The sequence below is a fragment of the Flavobacterium johnsoniae genome (assembly GCF_001879205.1).
In the GTDB taxonomy this organism is placed as follows: Bacteria; Bacteroidota; Bacteroidia; order Flavobacteriales; family Flavobacteriaceae; genus Flavobacterium; species Flavobacterium johnsoniae_A.
The window spans coordinates 1-17,231 of the sequence record NZ_MLFK01000011.1 but is presented as its reverse complement, the minus strand read 5'-3'; the positions used below and the strand labels follow the sequence as shown (position 1 = coordinate 17,231).

Below are 17,231 nucleotides of genomic sequence, written 5' to 3'. Positions count from 1 at the left end.
GGGACGGGATAAAACCTGTCGGGTTTAATTGGAATGCATAATGACCAAAAAATGAAAAATCTAAAAGCCTTCTTTCTCTTATTATCGATATTCCTGATACAAAATAACTTTGCCCAGGTCTGGACGCCGGATAATGGAGACGGAACATATACTAATCCTATTATTCATGCTGATTATTCTGATCCTGATGCAGTTAGAGTTGGAGATGATTTTTATATGACGGCTTCTTCCTTTAACTGTATTCCAGGACTGCCTATTCTGCATTCTAAAGATTTAGTTAACTGGAAAATTGTAAGTTATGCACTTCCAAAACAACCGCCGTTTGATGTTTTTAATAAAGTGCAGCACGGAAACGGTGTCTGGGCACCAAGTATAACTTTTCATAACAACGAATTTTATATTTACTATCCGGATCCTGATTTTGGGATCTATATGATAAAAGCAAAAAAAGCGGAAGGACCGTGGTCAGAACCACTTTTGGTAAAAGCCGGAATTGGGTTAATTGATCCGAGTCCGCTTTGGGATGATGACGGAAAAGTGTATCTCGCGCACGCATTTGCAGGAAGCCGTGCTCAAATCAAAAGTTTATTGGTAGTCTCAACCATGAACACCGAAGGCACAATTGCCAATAACGATGAAGTGATGGTCATTGACGGACATAAGGACGAAGGCACAATAGAAGGTCCAAAATTCTATAAACGAAACAATTATTACTACATTTTTGCTCCTGCGGGCGGTGTCGCAACCGGCTGGCAGACTATTTTAAGGTCAAAAAATGTATTTGGACCTTACGAAAAGAAAAAAGTCTTAGAACAGGGATCAACCAAAATAAACGGTCCGCATCAGGGCGCGTGGGTGCAGACGCAAACCGGAGAAGACTGGTTTATTCATTTTCAGGATAAGGGCGCTTATGGAAGAATTGTGCATTTACAGCCAATGAAATGGGAAAAAGACTGGCCGGTTATGGGACAGGATTTTGATAAAAACGGAATTGGAGAACCTGTTACGACTTTTAAAAAACCAAACGTTGGTAAAAAATATCCAATTGAAAATCCCGCAGCTTCAGATGAGTTTAATGAACCAAAATTAGGACTTCAATGGCAGTGGCAGGCAAATTCACAGACTAACTGGGGTTTTCCTACCAGTATGGGATATTTGAATTTGTTTTGTGTAACGCCTATTAAAGACTCAAAAAATATTTTTGATGCGCCTAATTTACTGCTTCAAAAATTTCCTGCCGAAGAATTTTCGGCTGCAGCCAAAATAACATTCAACACGAGACTGAACGGAGAAACAACCGGATTGATAATCATGGGCTTAGATTACAGTTATTTGTGTTTGAAAAATGAGAACGGAAAATTGTATCTAAACCAGAAAACAGGAACTTTTGATAAAACAGTTTCAGAAACAGAAACCAAACCGGTTTTAATTTCAAATAACACCATTTACCTGAAAGTTAAAGTAAAAAAAGGCGGTATCTGCAGTTTCTTTTATAGTTTAGATGATAAAAAATACGAGCCGATTGGTGCTGATTTTAAAGCGAAAGAAAGAAGATGGATTGGTGCCAAAACAGGGCTTTTTGCTTTAGGTGAAAAAGTAACCAATGATTCTGGAAATGCTGCTGTTGATTGGTTTAGAATAACAAAATAAGATTTATAAAATGATTCAGTTAAAAAAATATCTATTGCTTTTTCTTGTTAGTTTGAGTGTTGGAGCAAATGCACAAAACACGTATAAAAACTGGCCGGACATTATTCGTAAAAATGATGCATCCTGGTTTGGCACCGAAGAAGCCAAAAAAATTGCCGAAAATGTTTTGCTTTATCAAAGAGATATTGGCGGCTGGCCAAAAAACATTCAAATGCAGAATGAGTTAACGCCTTCGCAGAAAAATGATTTAATTGAAAATAAAAAATCGACCAAAGAAATCACGACAGATAATGGAGCAACCACTCAGGAAATGCTTTTTATGTCTAAAATGTACGCTCAGGTAAAAGATGAACGTTACAAAGAATCTTTTTTAAAAGGTTTGAATTATCTGTTCGAAGCCCAGTATGCAAATGGCGGCTGGCCTCAGTTTTATCCTTTGAAAAAAGGGTATTACACGCATATTACGTATAATGACGATTCGATGGTTCGAATTTTAAATGTAATGAAAGAGATTGGCGAAGAAACTGATTTTTACAGCATTAAACCATCAAAAGAAATTACAGATAAAGCAAAAACGTCTTTTAATAAAGGAATTGACTGCATTGTAAAAACGCAGTACAAACAAAATGGTGTTTTAACGGCATGGTGCGCCCAGCATGACGAAGTTACACTGCTTCCTGCAAAAGCCAGAGCGTATGAACTTCCTTCGCTTAGCGGAAAAGAATCGGCTAAAATTGTTTTGTTGTTAATGTCGATTAAAAATCCTTCGCCGGAAATTATTACGGCCGTTAAAAGTGCAGATGCCTGGTTTGAAAAAACTAAGATCACCAATCTGGAGGAGAAACGTGTATTGAACGATGCAGGAAAAATCATCGACAAAAAAATGATTCCGGCTCAAAATGCTGCGCCAATTTGGGCGAGATTTATGGAATTGGATACTAACGAACCTTTCTTTTGTGACCGCGACGGAGTAAAAAAGAAAACATTAGACGAGATTGGTGCAGAGCGTAAAAACGGATATGCCTGGTATACAGACGAACCAAAAGAAGTACTGAAAAAATATGCTTCGTGGGCCGTTAAAAACGGAGTAAAAGTTTCGGAAGCAGCATCAGATAAAAAAAAAACTAATTTTCTAACCGTTGCCCAGGACGGTTCGGGCGACTTTACAACCATACAGGAAGCCATTTATGCAAGTCCGTCTTTTCCTTATGAAAAATTTACAATCTTTATAAAAAACGGAATTTACAAAGAAAAAGTAAGAGTGCCGGAATGGAATACGAATCTGGTTTTTTTGGGTGAAAGTAAAGAAAACACAATCATAAGGTTTGATGATAATTTTTCTAAAATCAATTTAGGACGCAACAGTACGTTTTACACGTCAACTGTTTTAATTGAAGCCGATGATTTTGCAGCATCAAACTTAACAATTAAAAATGCATCTGGAGATAAAGGGCAGGCTATTGCATTGTCTGTTGTGGGAAACCGTGTTAAAATTGTAAATTGCATTATATCTGGAAATCAGGATACACTGTACTTGTCAGGAAAAAATGCCAGACAATATTTTAAAGATTGTTTTATAGAAGGAACAACTGATTTTATTTTTGGCGGAGCAACGGCATTATTTGAAAACTGTACCATTCACAGCATCAAAAGTTCGTATGTTACGGCAGCATCAACTCCTCAGGGTCTAGAGTACGGATTTGTTTTTAAAAACTGCAAACTCACCGCTGAACCTGCTGCAAATGCAGTTTATTTAGGAAGACCGTGGCGTTTTTATGCAAAAACAGTTTTTATAAACTGCGAGTTAGGGAAACACATTAAACCGGAAGGCTGGGAAAACTGGTCGAAACCAGAGGCTGAAAAAAACGCTTTTTACGCCGAATATAATAACAGCGGAGAAGGATTTCAACCTGCAGAAAGAGTTTCATGGTCCCGCCAGCTTACAAAAAAAGAAGCAGAAAAATATACAATAGAAAATATCTTAAAAGATTCAAGCAAGTGGTATTTGAACTGAGTATCTAAGATGCTGAGTTTTGATTTTTATTATCAAAGCTTTACTCCCTGAAAACTTTATAACAAAACCTCAGTGTCTCAGTTCTTTAAAAAAAACATACAATATGAAATATATCCTTTTACTATTGATTTCATGGAGCTGTCTGGCCCAGAAAAATGAATTTCCAACAGCGAAAGTGGATTCGATTGTAAAGCGAATTCAGCTGCCGGTTTTTCCTGCCTACCAGGTTAATGTGGTGAAATTAGGAGCAAAAGGAGATTCGATTACAAATAACAAAGCCGCATTTGACAAAGCGATGGCATTGTGTAAAAAAAACAAAGGAGGTACAATTGTAGTTCCGAAAGGGATTTATAAAATAAACGGGCCGATCCACTTTGTAAGCAATGTAAATTTGAGAATTGAAAAAGGCGCCAAGATAAAATTCAGCGACAATCCGCAGGATTACTTACCGATGGTTTTAACAAGCTGGGAAGGTACAATGCTGTACAATTACAGTCCGCTGATTTATGCCTATGAATGCACCAATATTGCGATAACGGGCGAGGGAACAATTGACGGAGAGGGAGGAAAAACATGGAAAAGCTTTAAGGCAGAAGAAGGGCCGGGTAAAAATTTAAGCCGTGATATGAACCATAATAATGTGCCGTTAAAAGACAGGAAATTGGGCGAAGGCTATTTTCTGCGTCCGCAGATGATCCAGTTCTTTAACTGCAAAAATATTCTGGTTGAAAATGTGCGTATCGAAAATTCACCCTTCTGGTGCCTGCATCTTTTAAAATCGCAGAGTATTACCATCCGCGGCATCAGTTACAAATCTTTAAATTATAACAATGACGGCATTGATCCGGAATATGCTAAAGATGTTTTAATAGAAAATGTCACTTTTGATAACGGCGATGATAATGTGGCCATTAAAGCCGGACGCGACCATGAAGGAAGGGCAAATACGGCAACGCCAAGTGAAAACATAGTAATAAGAAACTGTAATTTTAAAGGACTTCACGGGGTGGTTATTGGCAGTGAAATGTCGGCAGGAGTACAGAATGTATTTGTAGAGAACTGCAGAACAATCGGCTATTTAAAAAGAGGGATTTATTTGAAAACCAATGCCGACAGAGGAGGTTTTATCAAAAATGTTTTTGTTCAAAATATTCAATTAGATCAAGTTGAGGACTGCATTTACATGACAGCCAATTATCATGGAGAAGGAAAAGGATACCAGTCTGATATTTCAAACATTCATTTTTCAAATATTACCTGCAATAAAGCATCAGAATCCGGAATTGTCATTCAGGGATTTCCCGATAAAAAGATCCGAAACATATCGTTGAAGAATATAGAAATCAAAGAGGCTAAAAATGCTCTGTCCAATGAAAATGCTGAGAATGTTTTAATCACTGATGTTTTTATTGGTAAAAGAGCAACGGTGCCTTCAGCAGTTTCTAAGCATTAATTTAAGGGCAGAGCGCCCGGAGGATTTTATCTGCGTATTGTCAGGTAAAAGGCAAAACGCAAGGCTGAAAAAAATGCAGTTCTTTTTAGTTTAAAAAAAATAAAAATGAAAAAATACATCTTCTTAACATTTCTCATCTCCGCTGTTTGTTTTGCACAAAAGACGACTCTGTACACCATAGGCGATTCTACAATGGCTGATAAAAAAGATCCTGAACGAAACCCCGAGCATGGCTGGGCGCAGGTTTTACAGCCGTTTTTCAATGATGACATTACTGTGGTAAATAAGGCGGTAAACGGAAGAAGCACCAAAAGTTATATCAATGAAAAAAGATGGGATTCGATTTATAAAAAGCTTAAAAAAGGGGATTATGTTTTTATCGAATTTGGACATAATGATGAAAAGATAGAAGATTCTGCACGTTATACCAATCCGCATACGGCCTATAGATACAATTTAATCAAGTTTGTAAAACAGAGCAGGGAAAAGGGTGCAGTGCCTGTCCTGCTTACTTCAATTGCGCGACGTAATTTCAATGAGAAAGGCGTTCTGGTGCCCACACACGGGGATTATCCTTTGGAGACTCGTCTTGTAGCCCAGGAATATAAAGTGCCTTTTATTGACCTGGAATATTATACAGAAAGACTTGAGCAGTCATATGGACCGGAGAGGTCAAAAAAACTTCACCTGCATTTTAAAGCCGGCGAGCATCCCTATTATGAGAAAGACAAATCAGATGATACCCATCTCTCACTGGAAGGGGCTCTTGAAATTGCGAAGATTGTAATCAGCAGCATTCAGTCTTCACAGGATGCCGCTCTTTTAAAACTTAAAAAAGCCCTGAGATAGAAGTATCCGCCCTTTATAATCCGGAGGCAGTCTTTGCTTTTTTAATTGTCTTTAGATTCTTCAGGGAAGCATTTTCTCCCCGGCGCAGTTTTATGTATTTGTTTTTAAGGGTGCTTTCAATAAAGACGGTTTTTGCAGCATAGTCTGTATAACTGATCCTCAGCACATCTCCCTGCATATTCTTTTCTAAAACAGCCGAAATGTTTTCCCTGCCCAGGCGAAGGATAAGATCTCGGAATGATGCGCATCGGGACAGGGCCGTGTTTACTTTTTTTCTGCTCTGCGACCTCAAGACGGCACCCTGAAGAGCATTGGCCCTGAATAGATTCTTCAGAAAAGCCAGAGTGGGTTTACCAGGCAGGCTGCTGGCTTTAAAGGGAATGCCGGCAGGTTTTCCCTGCTCGTTTAATATTTTGTACAGCAGTCCTTTTCTTAAGAATGTTTTGGAATTTTTATTTCCTCTGTCAGCTGCAATATTGTAGTGAGCCAGCACGGCATTAAGCGAGCGCAGGCTTGTAAAACTGTAGGTTTGCAGTATATAAGCCAGTACTCCTGAGAGAGCTTTTTTTGATTCGGTCTTTCCATAGAGCACCTTTGCAGGTGCATCGCTCAGGCTGTGGTCTTCTGTGTTTTTGGGTATCTTGCCTGCTTTTGCCAGTCCGAAGATCATCTCAACCTCTCTTCTGGCCGGTTCAGATTTTCGAGCCGCCAGATTATGAATATAAATACGGCTGCCATCCCTTTTTATATTCAGTGTGATAAGATGAAGATGGGGATGACCGGCATCATGGTGCTGATAAACAAGATAAGGCTGCCGGCCAAAACCGATCTTATTGATATAACTTCTGGCAACAGCAAGAAGCTTTTCCGGGCCGTAGTTCTCCGAAGGGGCAAAATTGAGCGAAATATGAAGAATGCAGCTTCTGGCATTTTCGTTTAAAGATGTTCTAAGTGTGAAACGCTTTAATTTCATTTCATAGGTGATGCGTTCCAGATCTACAGGATAATTACCGGCTCCGATGCACTGCGCGAGTCCTTTTTGTACTTTATTCTCATTATAGCGCAGTGTTCTAAGTATTGAAGTGCCTGTTTTTATTACTGCAACCATTTGAGTGTGATTTTTTCAAGTTGTAATTTAATTTCTTCCATTCTCAGGCTCAGTGCCCTGGTCTGAACCAGGAGGTCTTTGTCTCTGCAGTTTTCATAATCTCTGCATACTGAAGGGCGGGGGCAGGCCATGAGATCTTTCAGGGCATTGATCTGCTGGTTTAAAACCGCGGCCTCCTCAATGAAATCATCTATTGATTTATTCCTGTAGAAAAGGGTGAGGGGCTTTTGAAATAAAACTTTACGGATAAACTCGCTCATATTCCTGCAGGTGCTGTTTTTGTACTGTTGCTCAAACTGCTGGTATTCCTGGGGTTTTAACCCCACATAAATGCTTCGGATTCTAAATGGATTATCTTTTCTCATATCACAGCGGTTTTAAATAAGTAAAAATTCCGGGATTGAACCGGCAGAAAAATATGTACCAGCAGATTCAATCGCGGGGTTATAAAACTTTAGGGGGGGGCTATTTTCTAATTACCAGACAGGAGAGCTCCGGATCACTTACCAGCCGGTCCATTTCACTCTGGATTATATCCTGAATATCGCGTTTTATCTGCAGGTAGCAGTTCTGGATGTCCTCATCGCTGAGGCTGCGCACAATTGGAATACTCCTGTATTGGCCGGTTTCTCTCTTCAGGGCTTTATGATCATTTACTACCGCGCAGTGAAAGGTTTTAAGTGCTATTGGGCAGTCAGGGTCATCTGCTGTCATCCCTACAAATTCCCCGGAGCTCAAAGCGGCAATCCGGGATGCGGGCACTGCAGATTCCAGCTGTCTGGATAGGCTCACAGAGGTATCTGAACTGTTTATTGAAAAACTTTCCCGGCGCTGCATGATTCTGCCGAAACGCTCCGATAACTGTTTGGCGCTTTCCCCGGTGACCTGTCCGCTGATAATGTTTCCTGTTATATTGGCAATAACATCGGCCTGCTCGCGTCCGTACTCTTTTCTGAGCTGGCTGAAATCCTGAATTCCAAGGCAGGCAGCCACTTTATTGCTCCTGGCTGTTGCAATAAGGCTGTCGATATTGTTGAGATAAATTGTGGGAAACTCATCGAATATCAGACTGCTTTTCTGTTTTCCTTTCTGATTGACAAGTTTTAATAAACGGTTCACATAAAGTGAAAGGACAGCTCCGTAAATTTGTATTTTCTGGGGATTGCTGCCCATGCAGACAATCTTTGGATCGGCGGGATTATTAATATCAAGGGTGAAATCATTTCCGGAGAGCACATAATAGAGCTGGGGAGAAGAGAGTCTGGCCATGGCCACCTTAGCCGATGCAATCTGCCCCTCAAGCTGCTCCATGACGTCATTGAGATAAGCATTTACAAATGGATTGATGAGCACCTCAATTTCCTTTTCTGTTCTCAAAAGGGTAAAAAGATCATCATACTCGGCCTGCATCAGTTCAATGACATGCGGAAGGGTGCAGAACCTGCCGTCTTTATATTTTCTCAGGTACCATATAACGGCTGTGAGAAAGTTGATGGGAGATTCCACAAAGAAATCTCCCTGGCGTTTGATCCATTCTCTGTTGAGTCCCAGCAGAATGGTGCGGGCGGATTCTGCCGAATCGGTAATATCGGTCATGGCCGAAGGCACTAAAGGATTACAGCGGTGGCTGCGGCCCAGGTCATCAAAATTGATGCAGTAGAATGCAGGCACGCAGGCTCCGGTCTTTTTAGAATCCAGCCAGGTGTTATAGGCAATAGTGGTGAGATCATCAAATTTGAAATCGTAGATAAACATCGTAAATCCCTTTTTAATATGCTGTGTAATGACGTGGCGTATCACAAAATAAGACTTACCCGAACCCGGAGTTCCCAGCACCAGAAGGCCCCTGAAAGGATTAATGATATTGATCCAGCTTTTTCTTATTTTATTTTTCAATGCGTACCGGGCAGGCAGATTAATTGAATACTCATTCTCCAGAAGGCGCTCCTCCTGCGGAAAGGTTTCATTTTCTTTATTGAAGATATCCTCAGAATTAAGTCTTTTTTTTATAATCCTCGATAGAAGCGTGCCTGCGGTGAGGATCATTATAAATCCGGAGCAGGTCGCAATAATGTAATAAACCGCGGCCCGGGAGCTGTCTATCTGCAGCAAAAGCACATAAAAACTTAGAAAGAAAAGCAGTAAACCCGCCGCTGCATAATTCAAAGCCCGCCTGCAGTTTATTTTTTCATCCTTTCGTCCTTTAACCCCCAGAAGAGAAATCAGCAGGAGGATAAGAGACAGGATTTTGGAGACATGAAAATTATTAAAGAGACCCGTTCTGAAGAGTGCTTCCAGAATCCGGATGCCCAGACTGTTTACAAGACTTTGGTGCTGGAAAAGACCATAGAACCAGTAATAGACATGTATGGCCAGAACAAGGATGCTCAGCAGTCTTGTCATATCGAGTATTTTTCGAAGGGCCTGTTCATTTTCTCCGCCTGCCATGGCATAAAGTTTTAGTCTTAATTATTTTTTCAAAGTCTTCAGGGTTTAAGCCCGGGGCGTAATTTTCTGCGCTCTGTTTCTGCGCAGTTCATAAACCATTCGCTTACATCTTTGTAACCGCTGTACATGGGGCTCTCATCTTTATATTTACTGCTCCATTCCAAAGCCCGCCGGGCGGTTTCCATCCCTGCCTGGTCCCGGTCTAAGAACAGCCTGATTGTTTTGTGCTCTTCCATAAAGGGCCGCATTTTTTCAATAAAGGAAAGGGAGTTCAGTATAACGAAATCCTTTTTTTCTTTATGCTGTGCCGTCGCTGCTCTATAGGATAGAAAATCAAAAAATCCTTCGAAAACCAGAACTTCTCCCGAATTACAGCTCAGAGTGGTGGCTGCTTTTGGAGAAGAGCTGGATTTAAAGTATGGATTTCTAATCTCAAACCCGCCCATGTCATTTTTAAAACCGATGCCGTAATAAGAATGATCATTTATCTTATAGCTGATTTCCCTGCAGAACCTGCGGGCAATGCCCATGGGAATCTTTCTCTGGCGCAGGTATTTTACAAGAGCCTGCGACTCCAGGGATTTTTCGCGGTAAATGATAATTTTAGACTCCTTTTGCGATATGCCGCCCGGCAGAGGCGCCTGCACTGCAGGCTGAGAAACAGCACTGCCGCCGTTTTTTAAAAATTCTGCAAAAGAGCATTTAAAAAAGAGCATGCCAAAGTCAATTATGCTGCCTCCTTTTCCCATGCCGTGGTCATACCAGCGGTTGAGTCTGCGGTTGATTTTAAATGAAGGGGTATTCTCGGTGCGAAGAGGCGAGCGGTACCAATAGTCATCGCGGACTATCTTGGAAGGTTCAAATCCTAAGCTGTAGAGATAGGAAACCATATCAAGAGCCTTTAGCTGGTCTATGGAAATACTGCTGAAATTCATAATTAAACGCAATCAGATTCATTATTGAGTTAGCAGTACAAAATTATGCAAGTGCTTCCAGAGAGCCAATCCTCGTTATATTTTGAATCTTAATACGGCCTGTTTTAGATAAATGCGGGATTCATTTATTTTAAGAAATAAACTTTAGGGTATTGCAAAGGCAGGTTTACGCAGAAAAGAACCAAAAGAAACAGGATATCACTCAGTGAGTATTTCTCTTTATCAGGTTTCATATTATATTCTGCAACGTATTTTTTTAATATATAAATCAGTTTAGCAGTATTTTTAGGTGTATGTTATAATTAATATAAGTATGGATTTACCTGAGGAATTACACAGCATGAAATTTGCAGAATGTTTTGAATCTGTCAAAATGCTTTATTTATCGGATGATTATTTTAAGATCATCTGCGATGAGTACTGCTTGAGGAAAAAAATGGCGGAAAATTATAAAATAAAATTAAAAAAGCATCTGCGCCGAAGAGCAGTATTTGAAAATTTATCTAAAGAATTAGAAGAGGAAATCTTAATTTATATCATCAGAAATGAACAATTTTAAACCAGAGGAAAACACCGGTTCTAAAAATCCTGCTGCATTGAGCAAACGCACAATATAAGACTCATTAACATTCATGGCAGTGTGTATGATCCTGTAATATTAGGGAATTTTATGGAAGATGACTTAAATAAAATAAATATGCTAAATCTATGAGAATCAATATAGGTTTAAATGATTTTTAAATTAGAGGACGAATTCAAAAATCATTTAAACATAAAATGCCTTAAGACGTTTGTTTTTAAGTATAAAATATAAATTTGTTGAAAAAGTATTTTCATAAAACAACAGAAATTTAATCCATCTTAGTGTAAATTAATAAACCTTAAATGAGGATGAAATATAATTTATTAAAAAAAATAATTGGTCTTGAGAATTTTGAAACTCAAAATGACAATTTATTATATATATGTACGAGTAAGAATTTGATTTTAAATAATGAAATAATTTACGACCAAAATAATCTTGTAAGTTTTGTTAAGGATTTTAATGGGAATATTGTTTTTTCAACCTCAGATAATAACATTTATTTTTATGATTCTAGTACAGCATTATTGGTAGAAGATTATAGTTTAAGTGAGAAAAAGTATAATAATGAAAAAATATACATTAGTAAAAGAATCTCAAGAGGAGTATTTGAAACATTTTTATTTTCGATTAAGGAAAATAAAAAAACATTAATAACTGAAATCCCATGGTTTGTAGAAAATGAATATAATATATTTTGCAATGGTTCAGTTCTAAAAAAGGAAAACATCTTAAATAATATAATTGATTGGGAAATTAATTTAGGAGATTGCGGAGTACTAAGGAAGATATTAGGCGTAATCAATAAGAAATTATGGGTCTCAATGTATCGCGGAGGGATTGATAAAAATAAAAATACGCTGATTGCTTTAGACATTGATTCTGGGCAAATTAATTATCAAATTCCAAATAACTACGACATATCAGATTACTTCGTAGAATTAATTCCGGAGCAAAGTAGCATTTTAAGCATTCATGGAAAAATAAGCACACATCCTGCAGACAGTCCATTGATAGAAATTAATGCAAACACGGGAGAAATAATCCGGAATCAAAGAATTGAGAGCTTGTACAGTGAAAACCTAAAAATAGGTTTTTGGAAAGTTCTAAACGATAAGATTTACTTCACAGCAAATAAAGATGTCCTGAATGGCACACATATCGGTGTTTTGGATTATCATACTTTAGAAATCCTTTGGGCATCAAAGGTTGATGAAATGAGAGGGAACTTTATAGATTTGCAAGTTACTGAAAATAAAATCTATGCCTTAGATACCGGCAGTCAATTGCATGTTTTTGCACGGGAATAATCGAAACATCAAATTTGGCTTTATAATTTATTTAGGTCATATAAAATCGAAAACGATCGGAAAGAAGTTTTTTTTGTTTTATTCCTATCAAGACACACATATTTTAATAACGTATGTTTAGAGGACGCTTATAAAAACTTCGATATCCAGTTTGACTTAACAGGACTCGAACCAATTTTCATAGGAATTACAGGCTTTGATATTTCAATACAAAATAGTGATGTTTTTGTCGAACCTAAAAAAAGCCTGAGAAATATATAATTCTCAGGCTTTACATTCTTTTCGTAGCCCCAACGGGACAATTCTCTATCCATTTTCAAGACGATTGGAATAAAATAAATATGAGAGAATATTAAATTTTCAGTTCAAGTCCGAGGATCGTCACTAGTTTTAAAAGCTTCTTTCTTTATGCAAGAATTTGGGTTGAACCCTATCATGGATTTCTTAATTTTTTATTGTCTAAATGCTTTAAATTTAAGGTTTAGTTCCAAAAAAGTATTTAATATTAATTGCTCCACTATTCGGTAATAGCAAAAGGTTTATTCCACTTATAAAGAATTTACATTATCTGAGCAAGACATTTTGCTATTGTAAATTTGGCAGTAGATTCTTCTTCATTTTTTATCAGTAAATCGATTTGATCTGCTGGTATAATTTTTTTGTATGTTTGTAGAGTACAGCCAGCTTCTCATTCTAAAAAAATGTTCCAAAGCCAATCGATAACCCCTAATATAACACATTTGAGATTTCAAAAAAGCGCACAATTAATACTGTTGGCAATGAAGAATCAAGATATATTAGTTTAATTTTTTCTATGACTTTATAAAAATTAAGTAATGATGTATAATCTAATTGACCAAAAACATAATATAAATTCTTTTATGCTTTCAGGAACAGATATCATTCTAAAAAATGAAAAAAAGGAGTTATTTGTTAATGACAAATTCATTTGTGAAAACGTTGATGACTTTTTTATTTCTGGCGATAATCAATCTGTACTTTTTAATACTATCGATGGTCTTTCTTCTTTGGATAAAAACTTTAATTTAATCCATAAAAAATCTCGTTTTTTTTTAAATGCGGTATTAAAATTTAGCAATTTTACTTTTCAGACTGATATTGAATCGAATACTATCCTATATTTAAACAATAACAAATTAGAAAAAGAAGTAGAATTAATTTCTGATTATGATTGGGAATTTCTTTTCAGTAATCAAAGTTATCTCTATATATATGATAAATTTATAATTAAGGCATTCTGTTATTCTTCGCACAATTTTATATGGAAGAATATATTACAAGAATATGGTGAAATAAGAAAAATTCTTGGAATTGCAAATGAAAAAATATGGATTTCAATGTATCGCGGAGGAATTCATAAGAATAAAAACACATTGATTGCTTTGGATAGTGATTCTGGCCAAATGATTTATCAAACTCCAAATAATTTCGACATATCAGATTGGTTCGTAGAATTAATTCCTGAACATAATAGCATTTTAAGCATTCACGGAAAAATAAGTACACATCCAGCAGACAGCCCCTTGATAGAAATAAATGCTGCTACGGGAGAAATAATCCGAAATCAAAAAATTGAGAGCTTATATAATGAAAACCTAAAAATAGGTTTTTGGAAAGTTCTAAACGATAAGATTTACTTCACAGCAAATAAAGATGTCCTGAATGGCACACATATCGGTGTTTTGGATTATCACACTTTAGAAATCCTTTGGGTATCTAAAGTTGATGAAATGAGAGGTGGCTTTAGAGATTTACAAGTTACCGAAAATAAAATTTATGCTTTAGATACAGGCAGTCAATTGCATGTTTTTGCAAGGGTATAATCGAAACATCAAATTTGGCTTTATAATTTATGTAGTCATATAAAATCGAAAACAATAGGAAAGAAGTTTTTTTGTTTTATTCCTATCAAGACATACCGTATTTTAATAACGTAAGTTTAAAGCATGCTATTAATAACTTCAATGTTCAGTTTGACTTAACAGGACTTGAACCAATTTTCGTAGGATTTGCAGGCTTTGATACTTCAATACAAAATAATGGTGTATTTGTAGAACCTAAAAAAAGCCTGAGAAATCAATATTTCTCAGACTTTACATTCTTCCTAACAGCCCTAACGGGACAATTCTCGAACCATTTTAGAGAAGATTTAATTAAAATTAATATAGAGTCTTAAATTTATTTGCCATTTCAAATTAAATCATCATGACTTGATGAGTATAAAAAAATAGCAATATATTTGGATTAAATAAAGTATGATGCTTGTCATTCTTATCTATCCAAAATTGGGAAGCTTTGTATGATTTTGATATGTATATATATAAGTTAGCAATAATACAAATGCAGAAATGGATAAAATAAAAACTACGGTTACTAGTATATTAATTTGTTTTATTATGCAAGCGCAGAAAAATTCAGAAGCTGAAAATTTTGTTAATGCCTATTTTAAAAATAAAAAAATAGAGAAAATTTACTATACCGAAAAAATATTACCCTCTCATTTATTATCGATAAAAGAAGCATTAAAAGAAACCAAGTTTCAAATTTGGGATACAAGATTTCCAAAATTAATTAATGAAATACCTAGTGTCTTACAATTCACCGATAGTGAATTGGATTATGTATATAAAGAGATTGAAAAAAACGACAATAAGGATTGGGCAAAGGGCAAGCTAAAAAATGCAGAATTTATTAAAAGTGAAGATAGCGAAAAATATTATGGCATTTATAGCTTTTCAAAACCTGTGTTTTTAAGGAAAAATACAATTTGTATATTTTATTCTGAAGGTAATGAAAGTGGTAATCTCGCTACATATATAAAAATTAATGATGAATGGAAATATTACTCTGGTTTTTTTGAATGGGTCAATTAAGTACTACTAGTAACACTTGCTACAATAGATTTGGGTATTTAGCTTAATTTAGAAATAGTTTTGTATTGGGGAGTTTTGGCAAATGAGAAAATAAGGTTTAATTTAATCCGAAACGTCTTTTAGCAAGAGGAGGTTTTGTGGCATTTTAAAAACCAACACGATAAATAGAAATGACAACTTTAGGGAATAAAGGAAAACTTATTTTAACAACAAAAATCAGTGACAAAATTGTTGCCAGTTCTGTTATTATGGATGATAATACTAAAGAAGCTTTTTTGAACTTGTCAAAATATACAAGAGATCTTTTGATAAAAGAACCTAAAATGAATTTATACGGATTGAACTCATTAAAAAATGCACTTTTGACCTATTGGAATGAAAGCATAAATCCTGACACGGAAAAATTTTGGGCAGAAATAAAAGCAGAGAATATTGACTATGAAAGAAAAGAACCGTTGAGATTTGCATTAAGCAAAAATCGTTTCAGAAGAGTTGATCAAGGGATGGATGCAAGAAAGCATTGGATTGAATTAAAGAAACTCAAAGGAATTAAAGCTAATTATACAACTTCAGAAATTGAACAAATTGAAAATATAATTTCGGAAGACGAAAAACGAAGACTTGGAATCTTAAAAAAGTGTTTAATAAAAAAAGAAATTACGCAGTCACAATACCTGAAATTTGGGGAGTGTTGGGCGTATATGAGCAATTGTGATCTTTGGGACAGATATTTTAGGAAAGATGAAGTTGAAGAATTATTAAACATTTGGAAAAACTTTGAGAGTAAATAACTTAAAGGTTAAAAAAAACGTTACATAACACTTCAAAAATTAGTAGCTCTAAAAAAGGAAAAAATCCATGACGGGATTCGAACCGAAATTATCCGTAAACATTGAAGTTTGTAAAAAGAAAAAAAATATAAAATATTTTTCGAACCATAAAAAAAAGCCTGAGAATGTAGATTCTCAGGCTTTACCATTTTTATAGTAGCCCTAACGGGACAATTCTCGAACCATTTTGTCAATGACTTAGATAAAATAAATATCAAACAGTAAATTTTTCGGTTCAAATACCACGAAGTTTTTTTCATCAATAATGTAGTTAATATTATCCAACACAAAAACATTTTTTCATTAAAGCCAATTGCCTAAATCCGTTATAGTAGCTGTTACCTTTTGGCTTTTCTACTAAAGTTTCTATTTACTTTTTCCTTTTTCAGAATCGTCTTTGAACTTATAAGGGTAGTTTATTTCAATTAAATCATTTTCAAGTTGCTTCCAATCTTCAAGCTCGTCAACAATTGATAAGACCATTTCTTTTGTCAAGATTTGTCCATTATATATTTTTGAAACAGTGTCAAGTGGAATTCCACTTTCTTTATAACTTTCCTCAAAATACTCTGTTGCACAGTCAATATAAGTTTGAGGCTTTCCATCGAATATATTGAGCATTTCTTCTGAATTATCTTCAAAATTTTCAAGTTTTCCAACTTGCCAATTTTCAATTCCGTTGATGAATATTATTTATCTAAATGATATTATTAAAAAATCAAGATTTTATACTTGACTAATTTAAAATTGAAAGTATAAAGAATATTGATATTGTTTCTTTGAATCCCGTAAAGAGAATCTAAAAAAAAGGTAAAAACCAAAAAAAGCTGCAGATTTCTCTGAAGCCTTTTCTTAGTAGCGGGAAGCATTTTCTATTTCTGAATTATCTTTTTTTCAGATAATCACTCATTTAAATTGTTTTTTAATTCATCGGCTATTCTTCTGTCATCAAAGTTAAATTCTCTTGAAACCTGTGAGCTAACAATAAATTTTATAATTTCATTTTTCTATCTAAATATTTTGTTTCTTAACTTCTTTACTTAATTGTTTGTTTTTTTATATTCTCTTATTGATTTCGAAGTATTTATTTTCAGATTCGATAGTATACCGTTTAAAAAATTCAATACCTTTTGCAATGAATTCAACTGCACCGACAG

Annotated in this window: 14 protein-coding genes; 9 read left to right on the top strand and 5 right to left on the bottom strand. The window is 35.7% G+C overall.

Annotated features, from left to right (window positions below; all coding sequences use genetic code 11):
• Positions 1 to 51 precede the first annotated feature (51 nt).
• From BKM63_RS20835 to BKM63_RS20820, 4 genes are all read left to right on the top strand, one after another.
• Positions 52 to 1,650, top strand: coding sequence for a glycoside hydrolase family 43 protein (locus BKM63_RS20835; RefSeq protein WP_071638516.1), 1,599 nt, complete (start codon positions 52 to 54; stop codon positions 1,648 to 1,650).
• Positions 1,651 to 1,660: 10 nt separating this feature from the next.
• Positions 1,661 to 3,664, top strand: coding sequence for a pectate lyase (gene pelA, locus BKM63_RS20830; protein WP_071638515.1), 2,004 nt, complete (start codon positions 1,661 to 1,663; stop codon positions 3,662 to 3,664).
• Positions 3,665 to 3,767: 103 nt separating this feature from the next.
• On the top strand, positions 3,768 to 5,117 hold the full coding sequence (locus tag BKM63_RS20825) for a glycoside hydrolase family 28 protein (RefSeq protein ID WP_071638711.1): 1,350 nt from the start codon (positions 3,768 to 3,770) through the stop codon (positions 5,115 to 5,117).
• 105 nt (positions 5,118 to 5,222) lie between these two features.
• Positions 5,223 to 5,966: a rhamnogalacturonan acetylesterase gene (locus tag BKM63_RS20820; RefSeq protein ID WP_071638514.1), complete on the top strand. Its 744-nt coding sequence runs from the start codon at positions 5,223 to 5,225 to the stop codon at positions 5,964 to 5,966.
• Between the two features lie 13 nt (positions 5,967 to 5,979).
• Here BKM63_RS20820 and BKM63_RS20815 read toward each other — a convergent pair whose 3' ends face one another.
• The 4 genes from BKM63_RS20815 to BKM63_RS20800 all read right to left on the bottom strand — a co-directional run bounded on the left by BKM63_RS20815 (position 5,980) and on the right by BKM63_RS20800 (position 10,457).
• Positions 5,980 to 7,074 (bottom strand): relaxase/mobilization nuclease domain-containing protein, encoded by a 1,095-nt coding sequence (locus BKM63_RS20815; RefSeq protein WP_071638513.1) that lies wholly within the window; start codon positions 7,072 to 7,074, stop codon positions 5,980 to 5,982.
• The gene (locus BKM63_RS20810; protein ID WP_071638512.1) at positions 7,062 to 7,439 is read right to left on the bottom strand and encodes a hypothetical protein; all 378 of its coding nucleotides are present in this window, start codon (positions 7,437 to 7,439) and stop codon (positions 7,062 to 7,064) included. The genes BKM63_RS20815 and BKM63_RS20810 overlap by 13 nt, the downstream gene beginning before the upstream one ends.
• Positions 7,440 to 7,539: 100 nt before the next feature.
• Positions 7,540 to 9,522, bottom strand: a complete 1,983-nt coding sequence (gene mobC, locus BKM63_RS20805; RefSeq protein ID WP_071638511.1) for a conjugal transfer protein MobC — start codon at positions 9,520 to 9,522, stop codon at positions 7,540 to 7,542.
• A 38-nt stretch (positions 9,523 to 9,560) separates the two neighbouring features.
• Positions 9,561 to 10,457 (bottom strand): toprim domain-containing protein, encoded by an 897-nt coding sequence (locus BKM63_RS20800; RefSeq protein WP_071638710.1) that lies wholly within the window; start codon positions 10,455 to 10,457, stop codon positions 9,561 to 9,563.
• Between the two features lie 313 nt (positions 10,458 to 10,770).
• Here BKM63_RS20800 and BKM63_RS20795 point away from each other — a divergent pair, with 313 nt between their 5' ends.
• The 5 genes from BKM63_RS20795 (at position 10,771) to BKM63_RS20775 (ending at position 16,035) form a co-directional block, all read left to right on the top strand.
• Complete coding sequence (locus BKM63_RS20795) at positions 10,771 to 11,016, top strand: hypothetical protein (protein WP_071638510.1); 246 nt, start codon at positions 10,771 to 10,773, stop codon at positions 11,014 to 11,016.
• Positions 11,017 to 11,348: 332 nt separating this feature from the next.
• The gene (locus tag BKM63_RS20790; protein WP_123907106.1) at positions 11,349 to 12,350 is read left to right on the top strand and encodes a hypothetical protein; all 1,002 of its coding nucleotides are present in this window, start codon (positions 11,349 to 11,351) and stop codon (positions 12,348 to 12,350) included.
• Between the two features lie 836 nt (positions 12,351 to 13,186).
• A complete protein-coding gene (locus BKM63_RS20785; protein WP_123907105.1) occupies positions 13,187 to 14,194 on the top strand; it encodes a hypothetical protein in 1,008 nt (335 codons plus the stop codon).
• A 525-nt stretch (positions 14,195 to 14,719) separates the two neighbouring features.
• Positions 14,720 to 15,244 (top strand): hypothetical protein, encoded by a 525-nt coding sequence (locus BKM63_RS20780; protein ID WP_071638507.1) that lies wholly within the window; start codon positions 14,720 to 14,722, stop codon positions 15,242 to 15,244.
• A gap of 248 nt (positions 15,245 to 15,492) precedes the next feature.
• Positions 15,493 to 16,035: a hypothetical protein gene (locus tag BKM63_RS20775; protein WP_123907104.1), complete on the top strand. Its 543-nt coding sequence runs from the start codon at positions 15,493 to 15,495 to the stop codon at positions 16,033 to 16,035.
• Positions 16,036 to 16,440: 405 nt separating this feature from the next.
• On the opposite strand, the gene BKM63_RS20770 is transcribed toward BKM63_RS20775, so the two are convergent.
• Entirely contained in the window at positions 16,441 to 16,695 is a 255-nt protein-coding gene (locus BKM63_RS20770; RefSeq protein ID WP_071638505.1) for a hypothetical protein, read from the bottom strand.
• Positions 16,696 to 17,231 lie beyond the last annotated feature (536 nt).

What these genes read in the sequence shown, in the direction of transcription:
- BKM63_RS20835 (WP_071638516.1), top strand. Translation starts at nt 52, where the DNA reads ATGAAAAATCTAAAAGCCTTCTTTCTCTTATTATCGATATTCCTGATA.
- pelA (WP_071638515.1), top strand. Translation starts at nt 1,661, where the DNA reads ATGATTCAGTTAAAAAAATATCTATTGCTTTTTCTTGTTAGTTTGAGT.
- BKM63_RS20825 (WP_071638711.1), top strand. Translation starts at nt 3,768, where the DNA reads ATGAAATATATCCTTTTACTATTGATTTCATGGAGCTGTCTGGCCCAG.
- BKM63_RS20820 (WP_071638514.1), top strand. Translation starts at nt 5,223, where the DNA reads ATGAAAAAATACATCTTCTTAACATTTCTCATCTCCGCTGTTTGTTTT.
- BKM63_RS20815 (WP_071638513.1), bottom strand. Translation starts at nt 7,074, where the DNA reads ATGGTTGCAGTAATAAAAACAGGCACTTCAATACTTAGAACACTGCGC.
- BKM63_RS20810 (WP_071638512.1), bottom strand. Translation starts at nt 7,439, where the DNA reads ATGAGAAAAGATAATCCATTTAGAATCCGAAGCATTTATGTGGGGTTA.
- mobC (WP_071638511.1), bottom strand. Translation starts at nt 9,522, where the DNA reads ATGGCAGGCGGAGAAAATGAACAGGCCCTTCGAAAAATACTCGATATG.
- BKM63_RS20800 (WP_071638710.1), bottom strand. Translation starts at nt 10,457, where the DNA reads ATGAATTTCAGCAGTATTTCCATAGACCAGCTAAAGGCTCTTGATATG.
- BKM63_RS20795 (WP_071638510.1), top strand. Translation starts at nt 10,771, where the DNA reads ATGGATTTACCTGAGGAATTACACAGCATGAAATTTGCAGAATGTTTT.
- BKM63_RS20790 (WP_123907106.1), top strand. Translation starts at nt 11,349, where the DNA reads ATGAAATATAATTTATTAAAAAAAATAATTGGTCTTGAGAATTTTGAA.
- BKM63_RS20785 (WP_123907105.1), top strand. Translation starts at nt 13,187, where the DNA reads ATGATGTATAATCTAATTGACCAAAAACATAATATAAATTCTTTTATG.
- BKM63_RS20780 (WP_071638507.1), top strand. Translation starts at nt 14,720, where the DNA reads ATGGATAAAATAAAAACTACGGTTACTAGTATATTAATTTGTTTTATT.
- BKM63_RS20775 (WP_123907104.1), top strand. Translation starts at nt 15,493, where the DNA reads ATGGATGATAATACTAAAGAAGCTTTTTTGAACTTGTCAAAATATACA.
- BKM63_RS20770 (WP_071638505.1), bottom strand. Translation starts at nt 16,695, where the DNA reads ATGCTCAATATATTCGATGGAAAGCCTCAAACTTATATTGACTGTGCA.